Below are 25,687 nucleotides of genomic sequence, written 5' to 3'. Positions count from 1 at the left end.
ATGCGCACAATCAGTGCCATCCGGCCGACAACAGGCCGCCGTGCGCGAGATCACGACCATGTCGAACAGTTTCCTGAACCCTGTCACCACCCAGACCTGGAGCAACGGCCGTCACCCGGTACGCTGCGTGAAAATCATTCAGGAGACCTGGGATGTACGCACCTTCTGCTTTATGGCTGATCAGCCGCTGATGTACTTCTTCAAGCCAGGGCAATTTGTCACTCTGGAACTGAAGATCGACGGTGAGCCGGTGATGCGCTCGTACACCATCTCCAGCTCGCCTTCAGTGCCGTACAGCTTCTCGATCACCATTAAGCGCGTACCTGGCGGCAAGGTTTCAAACTGGCTGCACGACAACCTGGAGGCGGGTCAGGAAATCGCCGTACACGGCCCTGTGGGGATGTTTAACGCCATCGACTTTCCTGCAGATAAGGTGCTGTACCTCAGCGGCGGCGTCGGCATCACCCCGGTGATGTCCATGGCCCGCTGGTTCTACGACACCAACGCCAACGTGGACATGGTCTTTGTACACAGCGCCCGCTCGCCGAAAGACATCATTTACCACCGTGAGCTGGAACACATGGCGGCCAGGGTGAGTAACTTCAACCTGCATTTGATCTGCGAAAAACACGGTTTTGGTGAGCCCTGGTCAGGCTACCGCGGCTACCTGAACAAACCGATGCTGGAACTGATAGCCCCGGACTTTATGCAACGGGAGATTTTCTGCTGCGGCCCTACGCCTTACATGAATGCAGTGAAGCGCATGCTCGAAGCCAGCGGCTTCGACATGAGCCACTACCACGAAGAAGCCTTTGGCCCGACACCTGAAGAGGTCCGCGAAGAGGTTTGCGAATTGGCTGCCGAAGCCGCCGAAGAGCCCGCCCCTGCAGAAGCCGATATGTTTGAGGTGAGCTTTAGCAGCACCGGTAAAAGCATCCGCATTGCCCCTGGTGAAACCGTCCATGCAGCGGCGGCCAAGATCGGCCTGCACATCCCCAAAGCCTGTGGCATGGGCATTTGTGGCACCTGCAAGGTGATGAAAAACAGCGGCGAGGTGAACATGGAGCACAACGGCGCCATCACCGATGAAGACGTAGCTGAAGGCTACATCCTCGCCTGCTGCAGCGTGCCGACCAGCGACGTGTCGATTGATTTCTGAACACCCAGAATCGTAGGGCGGAACCGCACAGCGTTTCCGCCGTAGCGGTCTCACTCAACACTAGAGCCCGCCCCACGCAGTCAGCACTAGCATCCTCCGGATTACCCCTGCGGCCAATCCAGGCTACGCGGTTAGCCCTGCACTGCCCGTAAGCCAGGATGGCGCCGGGTAAATAGCGCATGCACCACCGCAATCAGAATGATTGACGAGCAGAACACCGTCACCGATGTGCTGATGCCCCAGTGGTCAGCGATCCAGCCCATGCCCATCATCGGCCCTATCGCGCCGATATAACCGGCCACCCAAAAGGTCGCAAACATCCCGGCGCGGTTATGGGGCAACGCCAGACGGTTGACCATGCTCGCCCCCGCCAACATCACCATGCCATGACCAATGGCGGCCAGCAGCACCCCAGATACAAACACCAGTGATGATCCCAGGTGCAGGTTAATGATCATCAGCGCATTACTCATCGCCATAGCCAGCATCCCCCACATGCCATTGATGTGGATGTGCAATTGCCGACAGGCCACCTGCATGCTGGCCGAAATAAACAGGATCAAGGCGATGGCAGCGCCGCCCACAAACGGGCCATGCCAACTCACCATTTTTTCCAGAAAAAGAGGGGCAATGGAGGCATAAAGACCGAACACACTGAAGGCCACAAACGGAAACCAGCAGATCAGTAGAAACACACCCGAACTGCTATGGGCAGGCCATGTCAGCCTCGGCAAGCAACTTTTCAACCAGTGAGCAACCGGGCCTGCTTGGGTAATCTTGAGTGATGGCACTTGGGTGAGCAGCGCGTAAAGCGCCAAGGTGCCCAGCACCAGCACAGGGATATAGGCGGTGATCAACGGGTACGCCAGCCACTGGCCGATGATCCCCCCCAGCAATGGCCCAAGGCCGAAGCCGATGGTCACCAGCACACTGGTAATCGTCGATACCCGCGGCAAAGAATCAGGTTCTGACGAACCCAACAAGTAGCCCGTGCCCGATGTTGTCAGCAAGCTGGCGGCCACCCCGACGATAAAGCGGCTGCACAACAGACTGTATATATCCCACGCCGCTACGGTAAGGCCGGTGCCGAGCAGCATCAGCACCAAACCTGCGACCAAGACCTTACGAAAACCGATCCGATCCGCCAACCGCCCCAGAAACAGCAAGCAGCCCAATGCCCCAAACATGTACACCACATAAATCAGCGACACTTGGCTGACAAGCAGGTCCCATTCGATCTGGTACAAGGGATAAAGCGGGCTGATCAGCGCCGTGCTCATCCCTCCGACAATCATGGCAAAACTCACCCAGAAGAAAGGCGATCCTGGCAATTTCATTGTTGAACCCGTTGATGAGAACAGCAGAACTGAAAGCGGGAAACAGAACGATAGCGCGAGAATTCTACGCGGCTTGCAGACGCAAGGACACACAACTATGGCAGTAGCCTATGCCTGCCAGGGGTGGAAAACATCAGGACAGGCCCCCGCTTGAGGGGCCTGTGGATCAACGTTTAGAGGCGCACACTGGCAAAAGTAGACTCACCCTGTGCTCGATTAAGCGCAGCAACGGCTGCCGAAGGCGTGCGGGCCAGCTCTTCAGGCATTGGCATCAGCACCACATTGCTGTTTTGCTGACCTGCGCGCTCATCACGCGGAGGGATGCCAAAATACTCGCGGTAGCACTTGGAGAAGTGCGGCGTGGATACAAAACCGCATACCGACGCCACCTCGATGATCGACATGCTGGTTTGCTTAAGCAACTGACGGGCACGGATCAGACGCAGCTTCAGGTAATAGCGCGACGGCGAGCAGTGTAGGTATTTCTGGAACAACCTCTCCAGCTGACGGCGCGACACATCCACGTACATAGCCAACTGATCAAGGTCGATTGGCTCCTCCAGATTAGCCTCCATCAGCGCGACAATTTCCTGCAGCTTCGGCTGATTGGTGCCCAGCATGTGCTTGAGCGGCACACGCTGGTGATCTTGCTCGTTGCGGATACGTTCGTAGATGAACATCTCAGAAATCGCGGCGGCCAACTCACGACCATGCTCGCGACCGATCAGGTGCAGCATCATGTCCATTGGCGCAGTACCGCCTGAGCTGGTGTGACGGTTGCGGTCGATGGAGAACAAGCGCGTGCTCACGCCTGCACGGGGGAAGGCCTCCTGCATCGCCGCCAAACACTCCCAATGCACACTGCATTCAAAGCCATCCAACAAGCCAGCTTTAGCCAAAGCCCAACTGCCCGTGCACACAGCACCCAGCTGAGCCCCCTGACGCGACACACTCTGCAGCCACTGCACATGCTCACGGGTAACACTGTGCTGAATATCCACACCACCACAGACAATGACCGCATCCAGCCGTGGAGCGCTGGCGAAACTGGTGTCCGGGGTGATTTGCAAACCGTCACTGGCGCTGACCGGCTGCCCGGTGAGAGAAAGCGTGTGCCAGCGATACAACTCCTTACCAGACAGCTGATTGGCCATGCGCAGAGGCTCTACTGCCGAGGCCAGCGAGATCAGGGTGAAGTTGTCCAGAAGGAGAAAACCAATGGTTTGTGGAGCGGTATTACCTTTGGGCGGCTGGGCGCCAGAGTTGAGGTATGACATCAGGGGAATCCTCACGCAAAGCAACACACTGTTTAGAGCCCTACGAGGAGGCTCTTCTATTGTTTTTATTAACTGCCCGATTAGGGTGACTAGCATTAGGCAAAGGGCGTGCCTAAATTGATTACCTGTTCAATAAAAATTTGTACCCTCGACCAACCAGTCGGATTCTCTGATCGCGACCGCAGGTCATGTCTGTGCGCGACACGACAATGCCGCGTAGCCCTAGCACCGACTGGGCATTTCGGTAGCACACGCAGTGGGGAACGTTGTCACTCTTTAGCGCACCTACATCCACCCTCGTAACCGCAATCCACACTTGGCTGACCCCGCCATCGCCTGGCAATCGCGCACCATAAATGCACATTAATGCGGGCAATCCCAGGTAGCGCGACCAACCAGGGCATCAGCACTCTACTGCGCTGACGGCCAACCCACCGCGCGAGGTTTCCTTGTACTTATCATGCATATCCGCGCCGGTATCACGCATGGTGCGGATCACCCGGTCGAGGGAAATAAAGTGCTGGCCATCACCGCGCAACGCCATTTGCGCAGCGTTGATTGCCTTCACTGCCGCGATAGCATTACGCTCAATACAAGGCACCTGCACCAAACCACCGACTGGGTCACACGTCAGCCCTAAGTTGTGCTCAAGACCAATTTCAGCAGCGTTTTCGACCTGCCCAGGCGTGCCACCCAATATCTCGGCCAGACCTGCAGCCGCCATGGCGCAAGCAGACCCCACCTCACCCTGGCAGCCCACTTCCGCACCGGATATGGATGCATTCTTTTTGCACAAAATACCGATTGCAGCAGCCGCTAATAGATAATCCACCACATTGTCCTCAGTCACTGCAGGACTGAAGCGCACGTAATAATGGAGTACTGCCGGAATAATGCCTGCCGCGCCATTGGTCGGCGCCGTCACCATGCGCCCGCCCCCAGCGTTTTCTTCGTTCACGGCCAAAGCAAAGAGGTTGACCCACTCCATACCGCTGAGTGTGGAGCCAATTACATTGGGTCGACTCATCTGCTGCAAACTACGGTGCAAACGCGCAGCCCGACGCTGTACAAACAAACCGCCCGGTAACGTTCCTTCTTGGCGCAAGCCGCTATCCACGCAATCACGCATGGCTTGCCACAGCTTCATCAGGCCACTGCGTATTTCCTCTTCACTGCGCCAAGCCTTTTCGTTGGCCATCATCAGTTCGGAGACCCGCAGACCGTGCTCCTGGCACAGCTGCAACAGCTCTTCGGCGCTATTGAAGTCGTAGGGCAGCTGCGTCTGGTCCTGATCCAACTGACCACTGCTGGCTTGTGCTTCATCGACTACAAAGCCGCCACCGATCGAATAATAAGTGTTGCTGTAAAGCAGGCTACCATCTGCTGCGAAGGCGCTCAGGCGCATGGCATTTGGGTGGTACGGCAGGCTCTCCTCAAGCAGGAGCATGTCCCGCTCCCACTCAAAAGGAACAGCCGTCTTTGCCGCCAGCAGTAGCTGCTTGTCTGCCAGCAATGCATCAATCCGGGGGGCGATGCTGGCCGGATCAATTTGATCAGGCCACTCCCCCATCAAACCCATAATCACTGCACGGTCGGTCGCGTGGCCGATACCAGTGGCAGAGAGCGAGCCATACAAACGCACCTCAACTCGCTGGCACTCGTCCAGCAAGCCATACTCGACCAGTACTGCACTGAATTGGGCCGCTGCCCGCATGGGGCCCACGGTATGGGAACTGGACGGACCAATGCCGATTTTGAACAAGTCGAAAACGCTGATAGCCACAACACTCTCCCGCACAATTAGCTCGCGGCCATGATCAGGATTTCGTCCTTACAGCGTCGTCCAACACCGACTCAGGCTTATCTAAATACGTCAGCACAGGTCGCTTTCATCATCACGAAAAATGTCGTTACTTTGCGCAAGCCGTATTGAAACAACTGGCTACACGGGCTGATAAACAACCCGCAGCACATCCCCCCACTGACTTGCCGGGCTAATTAGCCCAAATGAAACGCTCCGTTTCAGTGCACTAATGTAAACACCTCGCCCACTGCAACCTCTGATTGAACCCTGCTTCACTTGAGTTTTTACGACATGCTCTGGGCAGCGCCCCGGCTGGCCAGGCAGATGAAGACCATGTCGTGAGACAACACGTCAGAGTCGCAAACCGACAATTGCCAAGGACTGAAGGCTATATCGTTGAGTCACTCGATTTCGTCACTGCCGCGCAGGAGTGTGCTCGGCAGACCGGGAAACCAGAGCCCGGACCGAAACACCAATAAGTACCTGACTGCTTCAGAGCAGGGAGGTCAAACAAGAAAATTTCGGAAGTACGTGCAGCGCAGGATTCGCTGTGAAACGCCAAGGAAGGTCTTCGTAACACTGCCAGTAGGTTTGGAACACGGTTTGCTTGATGGCTTTAGAACACCCGCACACCACCAGACAGCCTCGGCTGCCTGAAATAAATGTGGTCGCACCCCGTTCTCAGGCCACCGCGCAAACCGCGCGCCGGCCCAGCAACCCAGTAAACCACACAGGCAAGAGCAGTCGGCATCACCGCCCAAACGCCACCCGGCTATGGTCCGGTCCGCAGTACTGATCTGGATGTCTACTGAAGGGGACTCATCCCATGCAGTCTGGAAAAATCGTCGTCGAGAACCTCTACAAGGTCTTCGGCGCAGATCCACAGGAAGCCATCGACCTGCTACAGCAAGGTTGGAGCAAAGAACGGATTCTTGCAGAAAAAGGCGCGATTATCGGCGTCAGCGATGTTTCATTTAGCGTTGAAGAAGGCGAAATTTTTGTTCTCATGGGCCTTTCCGGCTCAGGTAAATCAACGCTCATTCGCCTGATTAACCGCCTGGTTGAACCCAGCTCAGGCAACGTCTATATCGACGGACAGAACGTCGCAAAACTCCCGAAAAAACACCTGATTGACCTGCGCCGCCGCGACATGAGCATGGTCTTTCAATCCTTTGCCCTGATGCCCTCGCGCACCGTACTGGAAAACGCAGCATTCGGTCTGGAAGTCGCAGGCAAGAGCAAGAAAGAACGCGAAGAGCGCGCCATGCACGTTCTTAAGCAAGTGGGCCTGGATACGTTCGCCCATAAACTGCCTGGTGAACTGTCCGGCGGTATGCAACAACGGGTCGGTTTGGCCCGCGCCCTGGCGGTAAACCCATCCATGATCATCATGGACGAAGCCTTCTCCGCCCTTGACCCACTCAAGCGCCGGGAAATGCAGGACATCCTTCTGGAGCTGCAAAAAACCGACCGCCGCACCATCATCTTCGTATCCCACGACATTGAAGAAGCCATCCGCATTGGCACCCGCATCGGCATCATGGAAGGCGGCCGCCTGATTCAAGTCGGCACCCCGCAGGAGCTGATCGACAAGCCCGCCAACGATTACGTGCGCAATTTCTTCAATACCGTCGACACTAACCGTTACCTCACCGCAGGCCAGCTCAAAGCCGATAGCGTCCCGGTCTACGTGCACAACGGCAAAGCGCCGGATGCACAGACGGTGTGCAAAGAGCTGCTGGCCAAAGACAAGCATTACGCCTTTGTGGTGGATGAACAAAACGCCTTTAAAGGCTCCATCAGCCTGGAAAAAATCGCGCTGCTCGTCGAAGGCGGCAACAGCGTTGCCCTGGACAGCTCAGTGCTGAAGCAAGTGGCACCGATCCCTGAAAACCTCACGCTGAATGAAGTCATCGAACGCTTGGTCGACAACGAAGGTCCGGTGCCGGTGATTGATCAAAACGGCTGCTACTGCGGCGCCATCAGCAAAGGCCGCTTGTTAAGCCGCCTGCAGGGAGAAAGCTATGAGTGACAAAAAACTCGACCTGGGCAGTTGGGTCAACGATATCGTCCAACACCTGCTGGACAACTACAGCGAAGCCTTCAATAGCATCGGCAGCGTGGTTGATGGTTTTTCTGAAGGCGTCGAAAAACTGCTGATGGCGCCACCGTCATGGTTGCTGATCAGCATCTTCGTAGCCTTGGGGCTGTGGCGTATCGGGGCAAGCTTTACGATTTTCACCGCCGCCGCGTTCAGCCTGATCGTCATGACCGGCTTCTGGGAACAGACCGTCGTCACCCTCGGCCTGACCTTCTCAGCCACCTTCATCAGCCTGCTGCTAGGTGTTCCGCTGGGTATCTGGGCCGCACGTAGCGAGCGGGTTGCCACCATCCTGCGGCCTGTTCTCGACTTCATGCAGACCATGCCCGCGTTCGTCTACCTGATCCCGGCCGCCATGCTGTTCGGTCTGGGGCGCGTGCCCGGCATCATTGCCACGGTGATTTTCGCCATGCCGCCAGCGGTACGCCTCACCGCACTGGGCATTCGTCAGGTCAACAAAGAGTTGATCGAAGCGGGCCAATCCTTCGGCTGCCCCCCTACTCAGTTGCTGTTCAAAGTGCAGCTGCCCAACGCCATGCCGTCGATCATGGCTGGGGTCAACCAGACCATCATGATGGCACTGTCGATGGTGATTATTGCCTCCATGGTCGGCGCAGGCGGCCTGGGTAACGATGTACTGGCCAGTATCCAACGTTTGGATATCGGTCTGGGCTTTGAAAGTGGCATGGCTGTAGTACTGCTGGCGATCATTCTTGACCGCATCACAGAAAGCTTCGGCACCGCCAAAGCCGCAAAACGCAGCACGTTCTTTAGTTGGGTAAGCGCAAAACTACAACGCCAATGAACTAAAAATTCCCCGCAAAAGAGGTCGCATATGAAGAAGCTCAAACAGCTCGCCAGTGTAAGCCTGCTTTCAGTAACACTGCTGCAAAACGCATGGGCGCAAGAGCCAGAAAGTTGCAAGGTAGTGCGTTTTGCTGAGATTGGTTGGGCGGATATTGCGGCCACCACCGGGGTCGCCATGACATTGGCGGAGGGGCTGGGTTACCAGCCCCGCAAGACCATGGCCTCGGTACCTATTGCATTCACCGGTGTACAAACGGGCCAGATTGACGCCTTCCTCGGCTACTGGGCACCGTCGATGGACTCCATCATCGAACCCTTCCTGAAAAAAGGCGGCCTCAAGGTACTGCCTAAAGCCAACCTCGAAGGTGCCAAGTACACACTTGCTGTACCCACCTATGCCGCTGAGGCAGGCCTTAAGACCTTTGCCGATATCGCTAAATTCAAAGATCAGTTGGGGGGAAAAATCTTTGCCATCGAACCCGGCAATGACGGCAACCTGCTGATCGACGGCATGATCAAAGAGAACAAATTCAACCTGGGCGACTTCAAAATGGTCGAATCCAGCGAAGCCGGGATGCTGGTTCAGCTGCAACGAGCCATCAAGAAGAAAGAACCTGCCGTCTTCCTCGGCTGGGCGCCACACCCTATGAACACTCAATTCGACATCACCTACCTGGATGGTGGCGATGACGTGTTCGGCCCGAACTTCGGCGCCGCCAAGGTGTTCACTGTGATTCCTACCGATTACGAAGCCCGTTGCGCCAACGTCGGCAAACTACTCAACAACCTGCAATTCACCGTGGCGATTGAAAGCCAACTGATGGAAAAGGTACTGGAAAAGCAAACCCCAACCACCGTAGCTGCCGAATGGCTCAAAGCCAACCCGGCCATGCTTGAACAATGGCTGGCAGGCGTCACCACCTACGACGGGAAAGACGGCCTCAGCGCCGTGAAGAAACACCTGGGCTTGTAACTAAGCCCGCGTACACGGGACGGCCTCCCTCTTTAACCCAAGGCATTTAATGGCCTTGCAGGGAGGCATTTTCCGCCTCAACGGACCGACAAGAAGTCCGCATGGATGCACAACTACAACTAACAACAACTGCCATCCACCTGACGGAGAAGTAACATGCAATCCCTGAGTAAACTCTGCCTTGGCCTTGCGGCCTTGGTATTCAGTGCCAGCAGCACCTTTGCTGCTGAAAAAGCACCGCTGAAAATCGGCTACGTCAACGGCTGGGACGACAGCGTCGCCGCCACATTTGTCGCCGCTGAAATCCTGCAAAGCAAACTCGGCCACACTGTCGAGCTTAAGCCGGTTGAGCCTGCCATCATGTGGCAAGGCGTAGCCCGTGGTGACCTCGACGCCACCCTTTCTGCGTGGATGCCCGCCACCCATGGTGAGTACTACGAGCGCCTGAAAGACAAAGTCGAAGTGCTCGGCACCAACTACGCTGGCGCCAAGATTGGTCTGATCGTGCCGGAATATGTGCAAGCCAAATCCATCGCTGACCTGGACACCTACGCTGCCGATTTCGACGGCAAAATCATCGGTATCGACGCCGGTGCCGGTGTTATGCGCCGCGCTGAAGATGCTGTTAAAGAATACGGCCTGACCAAAATCAAACTGATGCCAAGCTCCGGCCCTGCCATGTCCACCGCCCTGGCCCGTGCAGAAAAGGCTCAGAAACCAATCGTGGTAACCGGCTGGATCCCGCACTGGATGTTCGCCAAATGGAAACTGCGCTTCCTCGAAGACCCGAAAAACGTCTTCGGTGACGCCGAGCGCATCGACACCGTGGCCAACCCTGGCATCAACAGCAAAGCCCCTGAAGCCACTGCCTTCCTGAAGAAGTTCTCCTGGGGTGCTGACGAAGTCGGCAGCGTGATGCTGGAAATCCGCGACGGCAAAAAACCAGAAGAAGCCGCCAAAGCCTGGGTTGAGAAAAACCCAGAGCGCGTAGCCGCTTGGTTGAAATAAGCACTACCAAAAAGACAAAAAACGGGCTTCGGCCCGTTTTTTTATCCCTGCTATTAACCACCGCGCTGCCCAACCCGCTCGTCAATACAAGTGCAAATCCTTAAAAAATCCTGTCAGGGCATTAGTCCATACCTGACTGCACGCGTGTCCATGCTCAGCAGGCCGAGTAAAACCCATACAGGTTCAAGGTTGATTGATTGATCAATAACAACCGGCCTAGACTTCCTTCTTTGCGCCTATGGCCCGTGATGGAGATTCCCATGCCCAAGGTTGGAATGCAGCCGATCCGCCGCTCGCAATTGATTGCCGCGACCCTGGAAGCCGTCGACCAAGTCGGCATGAGCGACGCCAGCATCGCCTATATCGCCCGCATCGCCGGGGTGTCGAACGGCATCATCAGCCACTACTTCCGCGACAAGAACGGCCTGCTTGAAGCCACCATGCGTCATCTGATGCAGGCCTTGAGGGACGCTGTACGCATGCGCCGACATACCCTCGGCACGAGCACGCCAAGGGAGCATTTGCGGGCGATTATTGAAGGTAACTTCGATGCCAGCCAAGTCAGCGGTCCGGCAATGAAAACCTGGTTGGCCTTTTGGGCCACCAGCATGCACCAACCCGCCTTGCGCCGGTTGCAGCGGGTCAACGATCACCGCTTGTACTCCAACCTGTGCGGTCAATTCCGCTTAGTGCTGCCACTGGAGCAAGCACGCAGCGCCGCCCGTGGCCTAGCCGCACTGATCGACGGTCTGTGGCTGCGGGGCGCGCTGTCGGGGGAAACCTTTAATACCGAGCAAGCCATGCAAATCGCCTATGACTATTTGGATATGCAGTTGGCCAAGCAACCGGGCAAAGTCTAAACCGCCCAGTTGCCTCCAGGTTTACTCCTGAGCCGGTACTTGGCTGTGCAGCGCGACGTGCGCGCTGTCCGCTGCTGCTAAATCGGCCTTCATGGTCTTTTGTAACGCCACCATATACATCAGCAGCACCACCGAGAACGGCAAACCAGCTAGCACCACCACAGTCTGCATGGCGGTGAAGTTGCCAGCGAACAGCAAGCCGATGGTCACCATGGTGATCAGCACACTCCAGAAGATCCGTAGCCAATGCGGAGCGTCTTGGTCCAGCTCTGTGCCTTGGCGCGACAGGTTAGCCAGCATGATCGAGCCTGAATCGGCCGGGGTCAGGAACAGCACAAAACCGACGCAGATCGACAAGCCAATCACCACCTTGGCCCAGGGGTAATAGGCCAGCAGCAGGTAGATCGACATGGCCGGCTGCTCCACGGCGGACTTGGCTAAATCCTCAGCGCCATGGTTAAGCACCAGATCCAGAGCGCTATTACCAAAGACCGATAGCCAGGCCAGGGTGAACGCCAGTGGGATCAGTAGCACGCCGAACACTAACTCACGCACCGTGCGGCCACGGGAAATCCGCGCGATAAACATGCCCACAAAAGGCGCCCAAGAAATCCACCAGGCCCAGTAGAACAGAGTCCACAAGCCCAGCCACTCTTCACTTTTGCCGGCCTGACCGGTGTACACATAGAGGTCGAAGGTCTTCAGCACTAAACCGTTGAGGTAATCACCAAGGTTCTGCACCAAACCGTTCATCAGATGCAGAGTGTCGCCAGCCAGCAAGACAAACACCAGCAAGCCGCTAAACAGAATGATGTTCAGGTTGGACAAGCGGCGAATACCCTTCTCAACCCCCGACACGGCCGCCAAGGTGGCCACCAAGCTCATCAGCAAAATTACCGCGAGCAACGCGCTGGAGCTGTGCGGCAGGCCGAACAGGTATTCCAGGCCCGATGAAACCTGCAGCGAGCCGATTCCAAGGTTGGTAACCAGCCCCAGCAGGGTGACGAAGATGCCGAAGCAGTCCACCGCATTGCCCGCCCAACCACGGGTCAAGCGTTCTCCGAAGAGCGGATACAAGGCCGAACGCAGCGCCAGCGGCTGCTTGTGGCGATAAGCGAAGTAGCCCACTGCCAAGCCGACCAAGGCGTAAATCGCCCAGCCATGCACGCCCCAATGCAGAAAGGTCAACTGCAATGCTTGGCTTGCCGCCTCTGGGCTCCCGGCCACGCCTTGAGGCGGTCTGAACAAGTGATCAAGCGGCTCAGAGGCGGCGAAATACAGCAGTGAAATGCCGATACCTGACGAGAACAGCATCCCCGCCCAGGCGCCGTAGCTGAACTCGGGCCGCTCATGTTCGGCCCCTAAGCGCAAGGTGCCATAGCGCGACAGCGCCACAAACAAAACAAACACCAAGTACGCGCCAATCACCAGCATGTAATACCAGCCGAAGCTACGCGACAGCCACAGCTGAGCCTTGCCCAGCCAAACACCGGCAGCTTCGGGAAAGATGATCAGAATCAGGCTAAGCAGCACTATCAGGCTGGTCGACCCATAGAACACCAACGGGTTAAGACGGACTTTTCCAGGTGTGGAAAGCGCAGTAGGCGTAGCTATCGCAGAGGCAGGACTACTCATAGACCGCTGAGCTCCAAGTCAGTGGAAACGCACGCAAGCTCTGAGCGCCTGCATTTTGATGACCGCAGGCGTGCGGCGCGTTTCTCTGGCGCGTCCTGCACCTCCAACAGGTGTGGCGTTGTGCCGCACCTGGGTCGATCAACCGAGCTTATTCTTAATTGTTTGAACGTTCAATAAAAATAAAGTAGGCTGATTTTCACCTTGCCATTACCGGCGCCCGCCTTACTCGCCCGGTGATTTGCCCACAAACGGAGAATTCCTTTAAGGATTCCCACAGCCTTAAGAGAGGCCACCATGACTCGATTCGCCGAACAGCAGCTCTATATTGGCGGCCGTTACGTTGCCGCCAGCAGTGGGCAAACTTTCGACAGCATCAACCCAGCCAACGGTGAAGTGCTGGCCAAGGTGCAACGCGCCAGCCAAGCCGATGTGGAAAAGGCCGTTGCCAGTGCAACAGCGGGTCAAAAAGTCTGGGCGGCGATGACTGCCATGCAGCGCTCGCGCATCCTGCGTAAAGCCGTGGACATCCTGCGTGAACGTAACGATGAGCTGGCTGAACTGGAAACCCTCGACACAGGTAAGCCGCTGTCGGAAACCCGCTATGTCGATATCGTCACCGGCGCCGATGTGCTGGAGTACTACGCAGGCCTGATCCCTGCCATCGAAGGTGAGCAAATCCCGCTACGCGACACCAGCTTCGTCTATACCCGCCGCGAACCACTGGGAGTGGTGGCCGGCATCGGTGCTTGGAATTACCCGATCCAGATTGCTCTGTGGAAGTCCGCGCCAGCCCTGGCAGCCGGTAACGCGATGATCTTCAAACCCAGCGAAGTCACCTCACTGACTGCCCTCAAACTGGCAGAAATTTACACCGAAGCAGGTGTACCAGACGGCGTGTTTAACGTGCTCACCGGTAGCGGCCGTGAAGTCGGCCAGTGGCTCACCGAGCACCCAAGCATCGAAAAGATCTCCTTCACCGGCGGCACCGTGACCGGCAAAAAAGTCATGGCCAGCGCCAGCAGCTCAAGCCTGAAAGAGGTGACCATGGAGCTGGGCGGTAAGTCGCCGCTGATCATCTTTGAAGATGCCGACCTGGACCGCGCCGCCGATATCGCCGTCATGGCCAACTTCTACAGCTCCGGTCAGGTCTGCACCAACGGCACCCGCGTATTTGTACCGCGCATGTTGCAAGCGCGCTTTGAAGCCAAGGTGCTGGAGCGGGTTAAACGTATACGCCTGGGCAATCCGCAGGACGACGCCACCAACTTCGGCCCGCTGGTGAGTTTTGCCCACATGGAGAGCGTGCTCGGATACATCGAAAAAGGCCGCGCTGAAGGCGCCCGCCTGCTGGTTGGTGGCCAGCGCGTGACCGATGGCGAGTACGGCAAAGGCGCCTATGTGGCACCGACTGTATTCACCGATTGCCGTGACGACATGACCATCGTCCGTGAAGAAATCTTCGGCCCTGTGATGAGCATCTTGGTCTACGACAGCGAAGAAGAAGTCATCCGCCGCGCCAATGACACCGAGTATGGCCTCGCGGCGGGCGTCGTCACCCGCGACCTCACACGCGCACACCGAGTCATTCATCAGCTTGAGGCCGGTATCTGCTGGATCAACACCTGGGGCGAGTCGCCTGCCGAAATGCCCGTGGGTGGCTACAAGCAATCCGGCGTAGGCCGTGAAAACGGTCTGACTACTCTGGCCCACTACACCCGTATCAAGTCTGTACAGGTCGAGCTGGGTGATTACAACTCGGTGTTCTAAAACCACCTGGTTTTCTCGGGCGCATTTATGCGCCCCACCTATTCAGCATTGACTGGCCAGTGCCAGCTTGCGTGCAGAGGTTTGCTTATGAGCAATGAATACGACTACATCATCATCGGCGCGGGCTCGGCCGGGAACGTGCTAGCCACACGTCTGACTGAAGACGCCGATGTCAGCGTACTGCTGCTGGAGGCTGGTGGCCCAGACTACCGATTCGACTTCCGCACCCAAATGCCCGCAGCCCTTGCTTATCCGCTGCAAGGCCGCCGTTACAACTGGGCCTACCTGACCGACCCGGAACCCTACATGAACAACCGCCGCATGGAATGCGGGCGCGGCAAGGGTCTGGGCGGCTCATCGCTGATCAACGGCATGTGTTACATCCGTGGTAATGCCATGGATTACGACGGATGGGCGCAGATCAAAGGCTTAGAAGACTGGAGTTATCTGGACTGCCTGCCGTACTTCCGCAAGGCAGAAACCCGTGATATCGGCCCCAACGACTACCACGGCGGCGATGGCCCAGTGAGCGTGACCACGCCGAAAAACGGCAACAACCCGCTGTTTCACGCCATGGTTGAAGCCGGTGTGCAGGCAGGTTTCCCACGCACTGAAGACCTCAACGGGTACCAGCAGGAAGGCTTCGGGCCGATGGACCGCACCGTCACCCCGCAAGGCCGCCGCGCAGCCACCGGCCGTGGATATCTGGATCAGGCCCGCCAGCGTCCCAATCTGACCATCGTCACCCACGCCCTGACCGATCGCATTCTGTTCAGCGGTAAACGCGCAACTGGTGTGGCCTATCTGCTGGGTGATAGCAACGCAACGCACAGCGCCAATGCCCGCCGTGAAGTGATTGTTTGTGGTGGCGCCATTGCCTCACCACAGATTCTGCAACGCTCCGGCGTCGGCCCAGCCGACCTGCTGCGCTCGCTGGATATTCCCGTGGTACATGACCTGCCCGGCGTCGGCCAGAACCTGCAAGACCACCTGGAGCTGTACCAGCAATACGCGTGCAAGGAGCCCGTCTCTATTTATCCGGCGACCAAGTGGTGGAATCAGCCCGCCATTGGTGCGCAATGGCTATTCCTCGGCACAGGCCTGGGCGCCAGCAATCAGTTTGAGGCTGGTGGTTTTATCCGCACTCGCCCGGAGTTTGAGTGGCCCAACATTCAGTACCACTTCCTGCCGGTAGCCATTAACTACAACGGCAGCAAAGGGGTGCAAGAACACGGTTTTCAGGCGCACATGGGTTCCATGCGCTCACCGAGCCGGGGGCGGATTCAGGTCAAATCCAAAGACCCGCGTCAGCATCCGAGCATCCTCTTTAACTACATGTCCACCGAGCAGGACTGGCAAGAGTTCCGCGACGGCATCCGCATTACCCGCGAGATCATGGCTCAGCCCGCCTTGGACCGTTACCGCGGCCGCGAGCTCAGCCCTGGCCTGCATATGCAGAGCGATGCCGAACTGGATACCTTTATTCGCGAGCACGCCGAAACGGCCTATCACCCGTCCTGCTCCTGCAAGATGGGTGAAGACGAAATGGCGGTGGTCGATGGCCAGGGGCGCGTGCACGGTATGCAGGGTTTGCGCGTAGTGGATGCGTCTATCATGCCGATCATCGTCACGGGCAACCTGAACGCGCCCACCATCATGATGGCCGAAAAGATCGCCGATAAAATTCGGGGCCGCGCCCCCCTACCGCGCAGCAACGCCCCCTATTACAAGGCCAATGGCGCACCGGTACGCGGCACACCGCAGCGCCAACTCTGAAGATGGCCCTCACGCATCGCGGCTGAAGCAGCTCCCACGGTGGCGCACACGCCCTGTAGGCGCGACTTCAGTCGCGAATGTCATGCCCCAGATCACCGCCGCCAGACGTCCGCTGGCCGGAACCCATGACATGCAGCTTGAAGCCACTGCCCAAGGCCGTCGATAATGCGCAGTTTTCAACCAGCGCCATTGCGGCGCCGCCGCCTAACGGCCGACTGAGCAGACCATGAAAGACACTATTCGCCACCTGATCCAGCAAGCCCTGACTCGCCTAACTGCCGAAGGCGTACTGCCTGAAGGCCTGAGCCCGGCCATTCAGGTGGAGAACACCAAGGACAAAACCCACGGCGACTTCGCCAGCAATATCGCCATGATGCTGTCCAAGCAGGCCAGCATGAAGCCTCGCGATCTGGCCGAAAAACTGATTGCGGCTCTGCCCGCCGACGAGCAAATCAGCAAAGTCGAAATCGCTGGACCTGGCTTCCTCAACTTCTATCAGAACACCCAAGCCTTGGCCGCACGCCTGGATAGTTATCTGGCTGACGCCAACCTTGGCGTGCGCAAAGCCGGCGCTAAACAAAAAGTGGTCATCGACCTGTCCTCGCCAAACCTGGCCAAGGAAATGCACGTCGGCCACCTGCGCTCCACCATCATTGGTGACGGCGTTGCCCGCGTACTGGAATTCCTCGGTGACGACGTCATCCGCCAAAACCACGTAGGCGACTGGGGTACTCAGTTCGGCATGCTGCTGGCCTTTATGGAATCCAACCCGGAGGCCGCAGAAAGCGAGCTGTCTGACTTGGAAGGGTTCTACCGTGCCGCCAAGAAGCGCTTTGACGAATCCCCTGAGTTTGCTGACCGCGCCCGCGAGCTGGTGGTTGAGCTGCAAGCCGGTGACGAGAAGTGCCTGGCCCTGTGGAACCGCTTCAACGACATCTCCCTGTCCCACTGCCAGCAGGTCTACGACATGCTTGGGGTGAAGCTGTCCATGGCCGACGTTAAAGGCGAAAGCGCCTACAACGCTGATCTGCCGGGCATTGTGGACGCCCTGCGCGAAAAAGGCCTGCTGACCGAAGACAACGGCGCCCAATGCGTCTTTATGGACGAGTTCAAGAACGCCGAAGGCAATCCGCTGCCGGTGATCGTGCAAAAAGCAGGCGGCGGCTATCTGTATGCCACCACCGACCTCGCTGCCATGCGCTACCGCAGCCAGCAACTGCATGCAGACCGCGCCCTGTACTTCGTTGACCAGCGCCAGGCACTGCACTTCCAAATGGCCTTTGAAGTGGCGCGCCGCGCTGGCTTCGTCCATCCGGAAATGCAACTGGAGCACATGGGCTTCGGCACCATGAACGGCCCGGACGGTCGCCCGTTCAAAACCCGCGACGGCGGCACCGTTAAACTGATCGACCTGCTGATCGAAGCAGAAGAGCGCGCTTACAACCTGGTTAAGGGTAAAAACCCTGATCTGAGCGAAGAAGAGCTGCGCCAGATTGGCCATGCGGTGGGTATTTCCGCAGTCAAATACGCTGACCTGTCCAAACACCGCACCAGTGACTACAGCTTCAACTTCGAAATGATGCTCAGCTTCGAAGGCAACACCGCGCCGTACCTGCTTTACGCTTACACCCGCGTGGCCAGCGTGTTCCGCAAGCTGGGTAAGAGCTTCGATGAGATCGAAGGCCAATTGAACCTACAGGCGCCACAAGAGATCGAACTGGGGGCCAAACTGGCGCAGTTCTCTGAAGTGCTCAACGGTGTCGCTGAGAAAGGCGTCCCACACTTGCTCTGTGCCTACCTGTACGATCTGGCCGGGCTGTTCTCCAGCTTCTACGAGCACTGCCCGATCCTCACCGCTGAAGATCCAGCCACTCAGCAAAGCCGCCTGCGTTTGGCCGCACTGACTGGCCGCACCCTCAAACAGGGCCTGCAACTGCTGGGCCTGGAAACACTGGAGCGTATGTAAGTGGCAGCCAAGAAGAAACCTGCACCCAAGCGTGGTGCCAGTCGTTACCAACCGCCGGCCAAAAAACCGGTTCCGGGTTGGTTCTGGCTGGTCTGCGGCCTGGTTATTGGTGGCTTCATGGTCTTTCTGTTCAGCCTGGAACCGGGCAAGGACGACATCAAGCGCGAGCGGCCAGATCAGGCCCGCAACACGCAAGCGTCCAAGCCTGCCAAACCCGAGCCGAAGGAACCGGCCAAGCCTAAGTACGACTTCTACACCCTGCTACCTGAGTCAGAAGTGATTCTGCCACCGCAAGCAGTCGAGCCCCCGGCTCCGCCACCCGCGAAGCCAGAGCAGAAGCCGGTAACTCCGGAAGAAGCCAAGAAGATCGACGAAGCCCGCGCGCTGGCAGCACTCAGCGGTCAGACACCGCCACCACCGCCGGTTGTGGCCAAGGGGCCGGTGACTTCGCAGTTCTTCCTCCAAGCGGGCTCGTTCCGCCGTAAAGAAGATGCCAACAACCTGCGCGCTCACCTGATCCTGCTGGGCCAGAACGTGCAAGTGGAGTCCGGCACGGTACGTGAAGAGACGTGGTACCGCGTACTGGTCGGCCCCTTCGCTACCCGCGAGCAACTGGGTCAAGCGCAGAAGTCACTGGCCGCCAGCGGTTACAGCAACTTGCTGTTACAGCAACGCCAAGTCCAGTAAACACAGGCCCTTGAGCGCATTTGCACGACATTTTGTCGGAGTATCTGCGCTCAGGGCTTGAACCCGCCCCATCCCGCCCCAATCTCTAAGCCATCAGGCACTTTTGCCCCGCTGCGTGGAGATTTCCCCCTTGACCACCATCGTTTCAGTCCGCCGTAACGGCAAAGTCGTCATGGGCGGCGACGGCCAGGTTTCCCTCGGCAACACCGTGATGAAAGGTAATGCGAAAAAGGTTCGCCGCCTGTACCACGGCAAGGTTCTGGCAGGTTTTGCCGGTGCCACCGCCGACGCCTTCACCCTCTTTGAACGCTTTGAGGCGCAACTGGAAAAGCACCAGGGCCATCTGGTTCGTGCAGCGGTAGAGCTGGCCAAAGACTGGCGCACCGACCGCTCCCTAAGCCGCCTTGAGGCCATGCTGGCAGTCGCCAACAAGGACGCCTCGCTGATCATTACCGGCAACGGTGATGTGGTCGAGCCTGAGCATGGCCTGATCGCGATGGGTTCCGGTGGCGGCTTCGCCCAAGCTGCGGCCATGGCACTGCTGCAAAAATCCGATTTGAGCGCCCGCGAGATTACTGAAACGGCATTGAACATTGCCGGTTCCATCTGTGTCTTTACCAATCAGAACCTGACTATTGAGGAAGAAGACTGCGCTGAATAAGCGCAGTCGCTTCGGAGTACCCCGCATGTCCATGACGCCCCGCGAGATCGTCCACGAACTCAACCGCCATATCATCGGCCAGGACGACGCCAAGCGCGCCGTTGCCATCGCGCTGCGCAACCGCTGGCGGCGTATGCAGCTGCCCGCTGAGCTGCGCGCTGAAGTCACCCCGAAAAACATCCTGATGATCGGCCCGACTGGTGTCGGCAAGACTGAAATTGCCCGCCGTCTGGCCAAACTGGCCAATGCGCCGTTTATCAAAGTAGAAGCCACCAAGTTCACCGAAGTCGGCTACGTCGGCCGTGATGTTGAGTCCATCATCCGCGACCTGGCAGATGCCGCCGTCAAAATGCTGCGCGAGCAAGAAATCGTCAAAGTCGGCCACCGCGCTGAAGATGCCGCCGAAGAGCGCATTCTCGACGCGCTGCTGCCACCGGCACGCACCTTCGGCGAAGAGTCCAGCACCCCGACCGATTCCAATACCCGTCAGCTGTTCCGTAAGCGCCTGCGTGAAGGCCAGCTGGACGACAAGGAAATCGACATCGAAGTAGCTGATGCACCGATTGGCGTTGAAATCATGACCCCACCGGGCATGGAAGAGATGACCAGCCAGCTGCAGAACCTGTTTGCCAACATGGGCAAAGGCAAGACCAAAACCCGCAAGCTGAAAGTCAAAGACGCCTTCAAGATGATCCGCGACGAAGAAGCTGCGCGCCTGGTCAACGAGGAAGAGCTGAAGGCCCGTGCCCTGGAAGCGGTCGAGCAGAACGGTATCGTCTTCATCGACGAAATCGACAAAGTCGCCAAGCGCGCCAACGCCGGTGGTGCTGACGTGTCCCGCGAAGGTGTACAGCGCGACCTGCTGCCGCTGATTGAAGGCTGCACCGTCAACACCAAGCTCGGCATGGTCAAAACTGACCACATCCTGTTTATCGCTTCCGGTGCGTTCCACCTGAGCAAGCCGAGCGATCTGGTGCCGGAACTGCAAGGCCGTCTGCCGATCCGTGTTGAACTCAAAGCCCTGTCGCCGGAAGATTTCGAGCGCATTCTCAGCGAGCCGCATGCCTCGCTCACCGAGCAATATGCTGCCTTGCTGAAGACTGAAGGTCTGGGCATTGAGTTTGCAGCTGATGGCATCAAGCGCATTGCCGAGATCGCCTGGCAGGTCAACGAGAAGACCGAAAACATCGGTGCCCGCCGCCTGCACACCCTGCTGGAACGCCTGCTGGAAGAAGTCTCCTTCAGCGCCGGCGATCTGGCTGGGCAGCAGAATGGCGAAGCCATCAAGATCGACGCGGCCTACGTCAACAGCCACCTCGGCGAACTGGCGCAGGACGAAGACCTGTCCCGCTACATCCTGTAACTCTCCCGCCTGCCTGGTGCACCCGCGCCAGGCACGGGCTCAGCGGAAAACGCCATGCGTACGCCTACCGCCATCAAACTGCGTAAAGCCTCGAAAACGCTGGAGCTGCAATACGGCCCCAACGAGCACTACAGCCTGCCTGCGGAGTTCCTGCGGGTGCATTCGCCATCTGCGGAAGTGCAAGGCCACGGCAACCCCATTCTGCAAACCGGCAAGCTCAATGTCGGCCTGGAGAATATCGAGCCTGCAGGCAATTATGCGGTCAAGCTGACCTTTGATGATGGCCACGACAGCGGACTGTTTACGTGGGACTACCTTGAACAGCTATGCCTACGCCAAGAAGAACTCTGGCAAGAGTACCTCGATGCCCTGGCCACCGCCGGTAAATCCCGCGACCCCAATGAGAGCGTCATCAAACTCATGCTTTAACGATTCACCGCCCCTCCAAGCCCCTTATCTCAGGCTTCGCGCTGTTAGAGCGCATTTTCTAATTCTTGACGGCATACTGGCCGCACGTTTATTCATGGCGGTGCCGTCCTCCGCAACCCTAGATTGGCCCTGTCTCACGTGAGTAAAACTCGCTCCGGCGACAGGGTGGATTACGACTAGTAATGGTTCGCCGGGCCGGACTGGAGGATTCCCCACTCCGACCTGCCTATCATCGACGACGGCAACCTGTTTCTGGTGACCTGCGCTGACGCTTTGGTGCCAATCATGATGACTTTTCTAAACGAAGAACGTCAGCGCGCCGTCATGCATCCGCAGGCGAACAGCGCCAGGACTGAGTCAAAGCCTCAAATAAGACAGGTACGTCAGCCGTGACAGGGACACCCATGAAAACCCGCGATCGCATTCTTGAGTGCTCACTCCTGCTGTTCAACCACAAGGGAGAACCCAACGTTTCCACTCTTGAGATTGCCAACGAACTGGAGATTAGCCCCGGCAATCTCTACTACCACTTTCACGGCAAGGAACCGCTCGTTCTCGGGTTATTCGAACGCTTCCAGCATGAACTCGCACCACTGCTCTCACCGCCGGACAACGTCGAACTGGATATCGAAGACTGCTGGCTGTTCCTGCACCTGATTGCCGAACGTATGGCGCATTACCGCTTTCTCTTTCAAGACCTGTCCAACCTCACCGGACGCCTGCCAAAACTTGAGCGGGGCATCCGTCTGTGGCTGAACACTTTGAAACAAACACTGGCTCAGTTGCTGGCGCAACTGCACTTCCAGCAACAGCTGCGAAGCGATACCCAGCCCCTGGGCCAACTGGTGGAACAGATCACCCTAACCTTACTGTTCTCCCTCGACTATCAGCGCGTACTGGGTCAGCAGGGCGAACCACGCTTGGTGGTCTATCAAGTCATGATGCTGCTCGCCCCACATCTTCAGGACAATGCTCACAGCGCAGCCATCCTGCTCGCACAACGGTATCTGCGCGACTGAACATCGCCACCCGCCATACCACTCTAGCCATGGGCACAAACAAAAACGCCCGGCATTAAGCCGGGCGTTGCTTTGCACTCCTGCCGAGTTACGACTGAGCAGGTGCCGGTGTGGCTGGTGCAGGGGTTGCCGGTGCAGCTACCGGAGCGGGTGTTGCTGCCGCCGGTGCAGATGCCGCAGTGGGAGTCGCTGTAGGCGCTGCCACTGGTTTGGCAGCAGGCTTAACGGCAGGCTTGGCCGCGGCTTTCGCAGCGGGCTTAGCGGCTGGTTTAGCCGCAGTTTTTGCAGCCGGTTTGGCGGCCGGCTTAGCGGCAGCTTTCGCAGCGGGCTTAGCGGCTGGTTTGGCCTCAGCTTTTACTGCCGGTTTGGCAGCAGGCTTGGCCGCGGCTTTCGCAGCGGGCTTAGCGGCTGGTTTAGCCGCAGTTTTTGCAGCCGGTTTGGCAGCCGGTTTAGCAGCAGCTTTCGCAGCGGGCTTAGCGGCTGGTTTGGCCGCAGCTTTCACTGCCGGTTTGGCGGCAGGCTTAGCAGCGGCTTTCGCAGCGGGCTTAGCGGCTGGTTTAGCCGCAGCTTTTGCTACAGGCTTAGCGGCTGGTTTGGCTGCAGCTTTTGCTGCAGGCTTGGCAGCCGGTTTAGCGGCAGGTTTAGCAGCCGCTTTCGCTGCGGGTTTAGCCGCGACTTTCTTGGCAGCTGGTTTAACTGAACTGGCAGATACACCGGTCAGCTTTTCCAGTTGCTTGGTCAGGCTTTCAACTTTAGCGTTGAGGTCTTTCACTTCGTTACGGCTCGGTACACCGAGACGCGAAATGGCTTTAGTCAGACGCTTGTCGAAGGCTTCCTCCAGCTCACCCCACTTGCCGATTGCCTTATCTTTAACTTCATCAACCTTGGATTTCGCCGAGCCTACCTTCGCGCCGACGGCGGACTTCACGCCATCAACTTCGACCTTGGCTTGCTTCTCAGCTTTTTCGCCATCCTTAACCAGTGCATCGAACAGCTTGTTGCCGTCCTTACTGATCTTGGAATAGGCACCCAAACCAGCCAGCCAGATTTGACGCGAGTATTTTTCTACTTCGCCGATCCAGGAAGGGGTTTGCTTATCGGTTTTCTTTTTGACGGCCATCCTGCTCTCCTTAATTGGTACGCGCGACGTGCTCAAGCAATGCACCCAGCTCATCCAGCTTAGCAGAGAGACCTTCTACATCCTGCTGAGAGGCGATGCCGAGGCGATTCAAAGCGCTAGCGACACGGCTGTCGAATGCTCTTTCAATCTTGTCGAGCCGTACTTCAACCTTGTCCTTAACGCTGCTTACAGTGTGCTTGAAGCTGCCGATTTGTCCATTGGCAGCTTCAACTTGTTTGTTGACCAGTTTTTTGCCGCGCTGTTCAACACCTTCACCGCTTTTTACAAGCGCATTGAAGTAGCTAACACCTTCATGACCGGCCTTTGCGTAAACCCCTAAACCAGCCAGCCAGATCTTGCGGGCACAGACCTTGGCTTCAGACATATCCGCCAGGTTGTTTTCACGGGCAGCGACGTTCGTTACGGCAACTTTCGACATGTGCACCTCCATTGTATGGATGCCTTCTTTTGCAGGCTTGGGTGCACGATAGCGAGGAAAATTAGAATTCACATACTAAGCGTCGCTCACTGCAGGACATCCCCGTGAGCAGCTACAGCACAGCCATGCAGCTTAGGCCTGCAAATACTTATCCAGGGCCTTTTCAATTTCGTGCTTGATGGTGCTGCTCATGGGTGACAGCAACAACCCCAGGCTCAGTTGAACGCGTACGGAGTCCTCATGCACGTCGATCCGGCCATCCGCACCGCTGCGATTAAATTCCAAGGTATCGCCACTCCAGCGGAACCGCACATCAAACCGGCTGGCCAGGCGCTCGGCCAGTTGCTCGGCCTTCTCCCGGGCGGCTTCACGGCCAAGGTTATGCGGGCGTTCAATCGTGATCTTGGCCATGTCATTTCTCCTACTGGCTACTACAACCATAAGTCGCCGCGACTATACCAAGGCCGCTGAGTGCCCGCTGCATACTTGCTGCCTAATCAAGACACGTGGCACACATCGGGATAGGGATAACCGGACGCTGCAACCAACACTTTTTTCACCCGCTTTTGACTCTTTATTGAAACCCGCGTGAGTAGCCTTCACCCCTCCTTACCCTGAAGGTGAACCATCGATGGACACTACAAAAATACTCAGCAAAGTTCCGGAGCTGACCATGATTTTCTGGGTGGTGAAGATCTTAGCCACCACACTTGGCGAAACCGCCGGAGACGCCCTGTCGATGTCCATGGGGCTGGGCTACCTTGCCAGCACTGGGGTATTCCTCGGCCTGTTCGGCATAACCTTATGGCTGCAACTGCGTGCGCGACGCTTCAGCGCCACGCTGTACTGGTCGTGCATGATTGCTACCACCACGCTGGGCACCACCCTGGCCGACTTCGCCGACCGCTCGCTAGGCATCGGTTATGCCGAAGGGGTGAGCCTGCTACTCAGCTTGGTGCTCCTGAGCTTGTTCATTTGGCATCGCACGCTGGGCTCGGTGTCGGTTAACAGCCTCGATTCACTCAAGGCCCAAGGCTTTTACTGGGTGACCATCATGTTCTCGCAAACCCTGGGTACTGCGCTCGGCGACTGGACGGCAGACAGTGCTGGGTTGGGCTACAGCGGCAGTGCAGTAATCTTTGCCAGTTTGCTGGGTGTGATTGCGCTGGCTTATTTCTTCACCCGACTGTCGCGCACGCTGCTGTTTTGGGCCGCCTTTGTACTGACCCGGCCCCTTGGCGCTGTAGTTGGCGACTTCCTCGACAAGCCCGTCAGCAGTGGCGGATTGGAGCTGAGTCATTTCAGCGCATCAGCTACCCTGATTGCGATTATCGTAATTTGCCTGCTGTTTTTCAGGCAGCGTGCCGCTGCACAGGCACACTGAGTCATGATGCGACCGTGTCCGGCAACGGTCGCATCAACCTAGAACGCAGTCGACCAACGGGCAGCATATTCTGGCTTTACCTGACACAGCCAAACCCACTTGGCCGTTTTGGGTT

Annotated in this window: 22 protein-coding genes; 15 read left to right on the top strand and 7 right to left on the bottom strand. The window is 57.5% G+C overall.

The features are described from left to right. Positions 1 to 58: 58 nt before the first annotated feature. A complete protein-coding gene (gene gbcB, locus WG219_02115) occupies positions 59 to 1,159 on the top strand; it encodes a glycine-betaine demethylase subunit GbcB (protein ID WXL26305.1) in 1,101 nt (366 codons plus the stop codon). Between the two features lie 131 nt (positions 1,160 to 1,290). Here gbcB and WG219_02110 read toward each other — a convergent pair whose 3' ends face one another. The 3 genes from WG219_02110 to WG219_02100 all read right to left on the bottom strand — a co-directional run bounded on the left by WG219_02110 (position 1,291) and on the right by WG219_02100 (position 5,556). Beyond that, positions 1,291 to 2,496 (bottom strand): MFS transporter, encoded by a 1,206-nt coding sequence (locus WG219_02110; protein ID WXL26304.1) that lies wholly within the window; start codon positions 2,494 to 2,496, stop codon positions 1,291 to 1,293. A gap of 173 nt (positions 2,497 to 2,669) precedes the next feature. Next, positions 2,670 to 3,773 (bottom strand): GlxA family transcriptional regulator, encoded by a 1,104-nt coding sequence (locus WG219_02105; GenBank protein ID WXL26303.1) that lies wholly within the window; start codon positions 3,771 to 3,773, stop codon positions 2,670 to 2,672. Positions 3,774 to 4,176: 403 nt separating this feature from the next. Next, positions 4,177 to 5,556, bottom strand: a complete 1,380-nt coding sequence (locus WG219_02100; GenBank protein WXL26302.1) for an L-serine ammonia-lyase — start codon at positions 5,554 to 5,556, stop codon at positions 4,177 to 4,179. A gap of 847 nt (positions 5,557 to 6,403) precedes the next feature. Between WG219_02100 and WG219_02095 the strand changes: the two genes are divergently transcribed. From WG219_02095 to betI, 5 genes are all read left to right on the top strand, one after another. Next, positions 6,404 to 7,609, top strand: a complete 1,206-nt coding sequence (locus WG219_02095) for a glycine betaine/L-proline ABC transporter ATP-binding protein (protein ID WXL26301.1) — start codon at positions 6,404 to 6,406, stop codon at positions 7,607 to 7,609. Further along, positions 7,602 to 8,483 (top strand): proline/glycine betaine ABC transporter permease, encoded by an 882-nt coding sequence (locus WG219_02090; GenBank protein WXL26300.1) that lies wholly within the window; start codon positions 7,602 to 7,604, stop codon positions 8,481 to 8,483. The genes WG219_02095 and WG219_02090 overlap by 8 nt, the downstream gene beginning before the upstream one ends. A gap of 30 nt (positions 8,484 to 8,513) precedes the next feature. Continuing rightward, the gene (gene choX / locus WG219_02085; protein WXL26299.1) at positions 8,514 to 9,458 is read left to right on the top strand and encodes a choline ABC transporter substrate-binding protein; all 945 of its coding nucleotides are present in this window, start codon (positions 8,514 to 8,516) and stop codon (positions 9,456 to 9,458) included. A gap of 156 nt (positions 9,459 to 9,614) precedes the next feature. Further along, complete coding sequence (locus tag WG219_02080; protein WXL26298.1) at positions 9,615 to 10,466, top strand: glycine betaine ABC transporter substrate-binding protein; 852 nt, start codon at positions 9,615 to 9,617, stop codon at positions 10,464 to 10,466. 260 nt (positions 10,467 to 10,726) lie between these two features. Continuing rightward, on the top strand, positions 10,727 to 11,326 hold the full coding sequence (betI, locus tag WG219_02075) for a transcriptional regulator BetI (GenBank protein ID WXL26297.1): 600 nt from the start codon (positions 10,727 to 10,729) through the stop codon (positions 11,324 to 11,326). Positions 11,327 to 11,347: 21 nt separating this feature from the next. On the opposite strand, the gene WG219_02070 is transcribed toward betI, so the two are convergent. Continuing rightward, positions 11,348 to 12,886, bottom strand: coding sequence for a BCCT family transporter (locus WG219_02070; GenBank protein WXL27923.1), 1,539 nt, complete (start codon positions 12,884 to 12,886; stop codon positions 11,348 to 11,350). 369 nt (positions 12,887 to 13,255) lie between these two features. Between WG219_02070 and betB the strand changes: the two genes are divergently transcribed. The 8 genes from betB to WG219_02030 all read left to right on the top strand — a co-directional run bounded on the left by betB (position 13,256) and on the right by WG219_02030 (position 22,629). After that, a complete protein-coding gene (gene betB / locus WG219_02065) occupies positions 13,256 to 14,728 on the top strand; it encodes a betaine-aldehyde dehydrogenase (GenBank protein WXL26296.1) in 1,473 nt (490 codons plus the stop codon). An 87-nt stretch (positions 14,729 to 14,815) separates the two neighbouring features. Next, on the top strand, positions 14,816 to 16,504 hold the full coding sequence (gene betA, locus WG219_02060) for a choline dehydrogenase (protein WXL26295.1): 1,689 nt from the start codon (positions 14,816 to 14,818) through the stop codon (positions 16,502 to 16,504). Between the two features lie 226 nt (positions 16,505 to 16,730). Beyond that, positions 16,731 to 18,470: an arginine--tRNA ligase gene (gene argS / locus WG219_02055; protein WXL26294.1), complete on the top strand. Its 1,740-nt coding sequence runs from the start codon at positions 16,731 to 16,733 to the stop codon at positions 18,468 to 18,470. Further along, the gene (locus WG219_02050; GenBank protein ID WXL26293.1) at positions 18,471 to 19,157 is read left to right on the top strand and encodes an SPOR domain-containing protein; all 687 of its coding nucleotides are present in this window, start codon (positions 18,471 to 18,473) and stop codon (positions 19,155 to 19,157) included. A gap of 130 nt (positions 19,158 to 19,287) precedes the next feature. Further along, positions 19,288 to 19,818 (top strand): ATP-dependent protease subunit HslV, encoded by a 531-nt coding sequence (gene hslV / locus WG219_02045; GenBank protein WXL26292.1) that lies wholly within the window; start codon positions 19,288 to 19,290, stop codon positions 19,816 to 19,818. Positions 19,819 to 19,843: 25 nt separating this feature from the next. Continuing rightward, complete coding sequence (hslU, locus tag WG219_02040) at positions 19,844 to 21,181, top strand: ATP-dependent protease ATPase subunit HslU (protein WXL26291.1); 1,338 nt, start codon at positions 19,844 to 19,846, stop codon at positions 21,179 to 21,181. A gap of 54 nt (positions 21,182 to 21,235) precedes the next feature. After that, positions 21,236 to 21,610, top strand: a complete 375-nt coding sequence (locus WG219_02035) for a DUF971 domain-containing protein (protein WXL26290.1) — start codon at positions 21,236 to 21,238, stop codon at positions 21,608 to 21,610. A gap of 404 nt (positions 21,611 to 22,014) precedes the next feature. Beyond that, positions 22,015 to 22,629 carry a TetR/AcrR family transcriptional regulator gene (locus WG219_02030; GenBank protein ID WXL26289.1) on the top strand — a complete coding sequence of 205 codons (615 nt, stop codon included), beginning with the start codon at positions 22,015 to 22,017 and terminating at the stop codon, positions 22,627 to 22,629. Between the two features lie 88 nt (positions 22,630 to 22,717). Here the strand turns inward: WG219_02030 and WG219_02025 are convergent, their stop codons facing one another. The 3 genes from WG219_02025 to WG219_02015 form a co-directional block, all read right to left on the bottom strand. After that, positions 22,718 to 23,749, bottom strand: a complete 1,032-nt coding sequence (locus WG219_02025; GenBank protein ID WXL26288.1) for a phasin family protein — start codon at positions 23,747 to 23,749, stop codon at positions 22,718 to 22,720. Positions 23,750 to 23,759: 10 nt separating this feature from the next. Continuing rightward, positions 23,760 to 24,134: a phasin family protein gene (locus WG219_02020; protein WXL27922.1), complete on the bottom strand. Its 375-nt coding sequence runs from the start codon at positions 24,132 to 24,134 to the stop codon at positions 23,760 to 23,762. A 186-nt stretch (positions 24,135 to 24,320) separates the two neighbouring features. Next, positions 24,321 to 24,599, bottom strand: coding sequence for a polyhydroxyalkanoic acid system family protein (locus WG219_02015; GenBank protein ID WXL26287.1), 279 nt, complete (start codon positions 24,597 to 24,599; stop codon positions 24,321 to 24,323). A 220-nt stretch (positions 24,600 to 24,819) separates the two neighbouring features. Here WG219_02015 and WG219_02010 point away from each other — a divergent pair, with 220 nt between their 5' ends. Further along, positions 24,820 to 25,572 (top strand): hypothetical protein, encoded by a 753-nt coding sequence (locus WG219_02010; GenBank protein ID WXL26286.1) that lies wholly within the window; start codon positions 24,820 to 24,822, stop codon positions 25,570 to 25,572. The last annotated feature ends 115 nt before the right edge of the window (positions 25,573 to 25,687 follow it).

The organism is Pseudomonas mendocina (assembly GCA_037482215.1).
GTDB lineage: Bacteria > Pseudomonadota > Gammaproteobacteria > Pseudomonadales > Pseudomonadaceae > Aquipseudomonas > Aquipseudomonas mendocina_E.
This window is presented reverse-complemented; position numbering and strand designations above follow the sequence as displayed.

Excerpts from the sequence above, each read along its gene's own strand:
- choX (WXL26299.1), top strand. The coding sequence starts at position 8,514 with ATGAAGAAGCTCAAACAGCTCGCCAGTGTAAGCCTGCTTTCAGTAACA.
- hslU (WXL26291.1), top strand. The coding sequence starts at position 19,844 with ATGTCCATGACGCCCCGCGAGATCGTCCACGAACTCAACCGCCATATC.
- WG219_02095 (WXL26301.1), top strand. The coding sequence starts at position 6,404 with ATGCAGTCTGGAAAAATCGTCGTCGAGAACCTCTACAAGGTCTTCGGC.
- WG219_02110 (WXL26304.1), bottom strand. The coding sequence starts at position 2,496 with ATGAAATTGCCAGGATCGCCTTTCTTCTGGGTGAGTTTTGCCATGATT.
- WG219_02105 (WXL26303.1), bottom strand. The coding sequence starts at position 3,773 with ATGTCATACCTCAACTCTGGCGCCCAGCCGCCCAAAGGTAATACCGCT.
- WG219_02025 (WXL26288.1), bottom strand. The coding sequence starts at position 23,749 with ATGGCCGTCAAAAAGAAAACCGATAAGCAAACCCCTTCCTGGATCGGC.
- argS (WXL26294.1), top strand. The coding sequence starts at position 16,731 with ATGAAAGACACTATTCGCCACCTGATCCAGCAAGCCCTGACTCGCCTA.
- gbcB (WXL26305.1), top strand. The coding sequence starts at position 59 with ATGTCGAACAGTTTCCTGAACCCTGTCACCACCCAGACCTGGAGCAAC.
- WG219_02010 (WXL26286.1), top strand. The coding sequence starts at position 24,820 with ATGGACACTACAAAAATACTCAGCAAAGTTCCGGAGCTGACCATGATT.
- WG219_02020 (WXL27922.1), bottom strand. The coding sequence starts at position 24,134 with ATGTCTGAAGCCAAGGTCTGTGCCCGCAAGATCTGGCTGGCTGGTTTA.
- WG219_02015 (WXL26287.1), bottom strand. The coding sequence starts at position 24,599 with ATGGCCAAGATCACGATTGAACGCCCGCATAACCTTGGCCGTGAAGCC.
- betA (WXL26295.1), top strand. The coding sequence starts at position 14,816 with ATGAGCAATGAATACGACTACATCATCATCGGCGCGGGCTCGGCCGGG.
- WG219_02030 (WXL26289.1), top strand. The coding sequence starts at position 22,015 with ATGAAAACCCGCGATCGCATTCTTGAGTGCTCACTCCTGCTGTTCAAC.
- WG219_02080 (WXL26298.1), top strand. The coding sequence starts at position 9,615 with ATGCAATCCCTGAGTAAACTCTGCCTTGGCCTTGCGGCCTTGGTATTC.
- WG219_02090 (WXL26300.1), top strand. The coding sequence starts at position 7,602 with ATGAGTGACAAAAAACTCGACCTGGGCAGTTGGGTCAACGATATCGTC.
- WG219_02035 (WXL26290.1), top strand. The coding sequence starts at position 21,236 with ATGCGTACGCCTACCGCCATCAAACTGCGTAAAGCCTCGAAAACGCTG.
- betI (WXL26297.1), top strand. The coding sequence starts at position 10,727 with ATGCCCAAGGTTGGAATGCAGCCGATCCGCCGCTCGCAATTGATTGCC.
- betB (WXL26296.1), top strand. The coding sequence starts at position 13,256 with ATGACTCGATTCGCCGAACAGCAGCTCTATATTGGCGGCCGTTACGTT.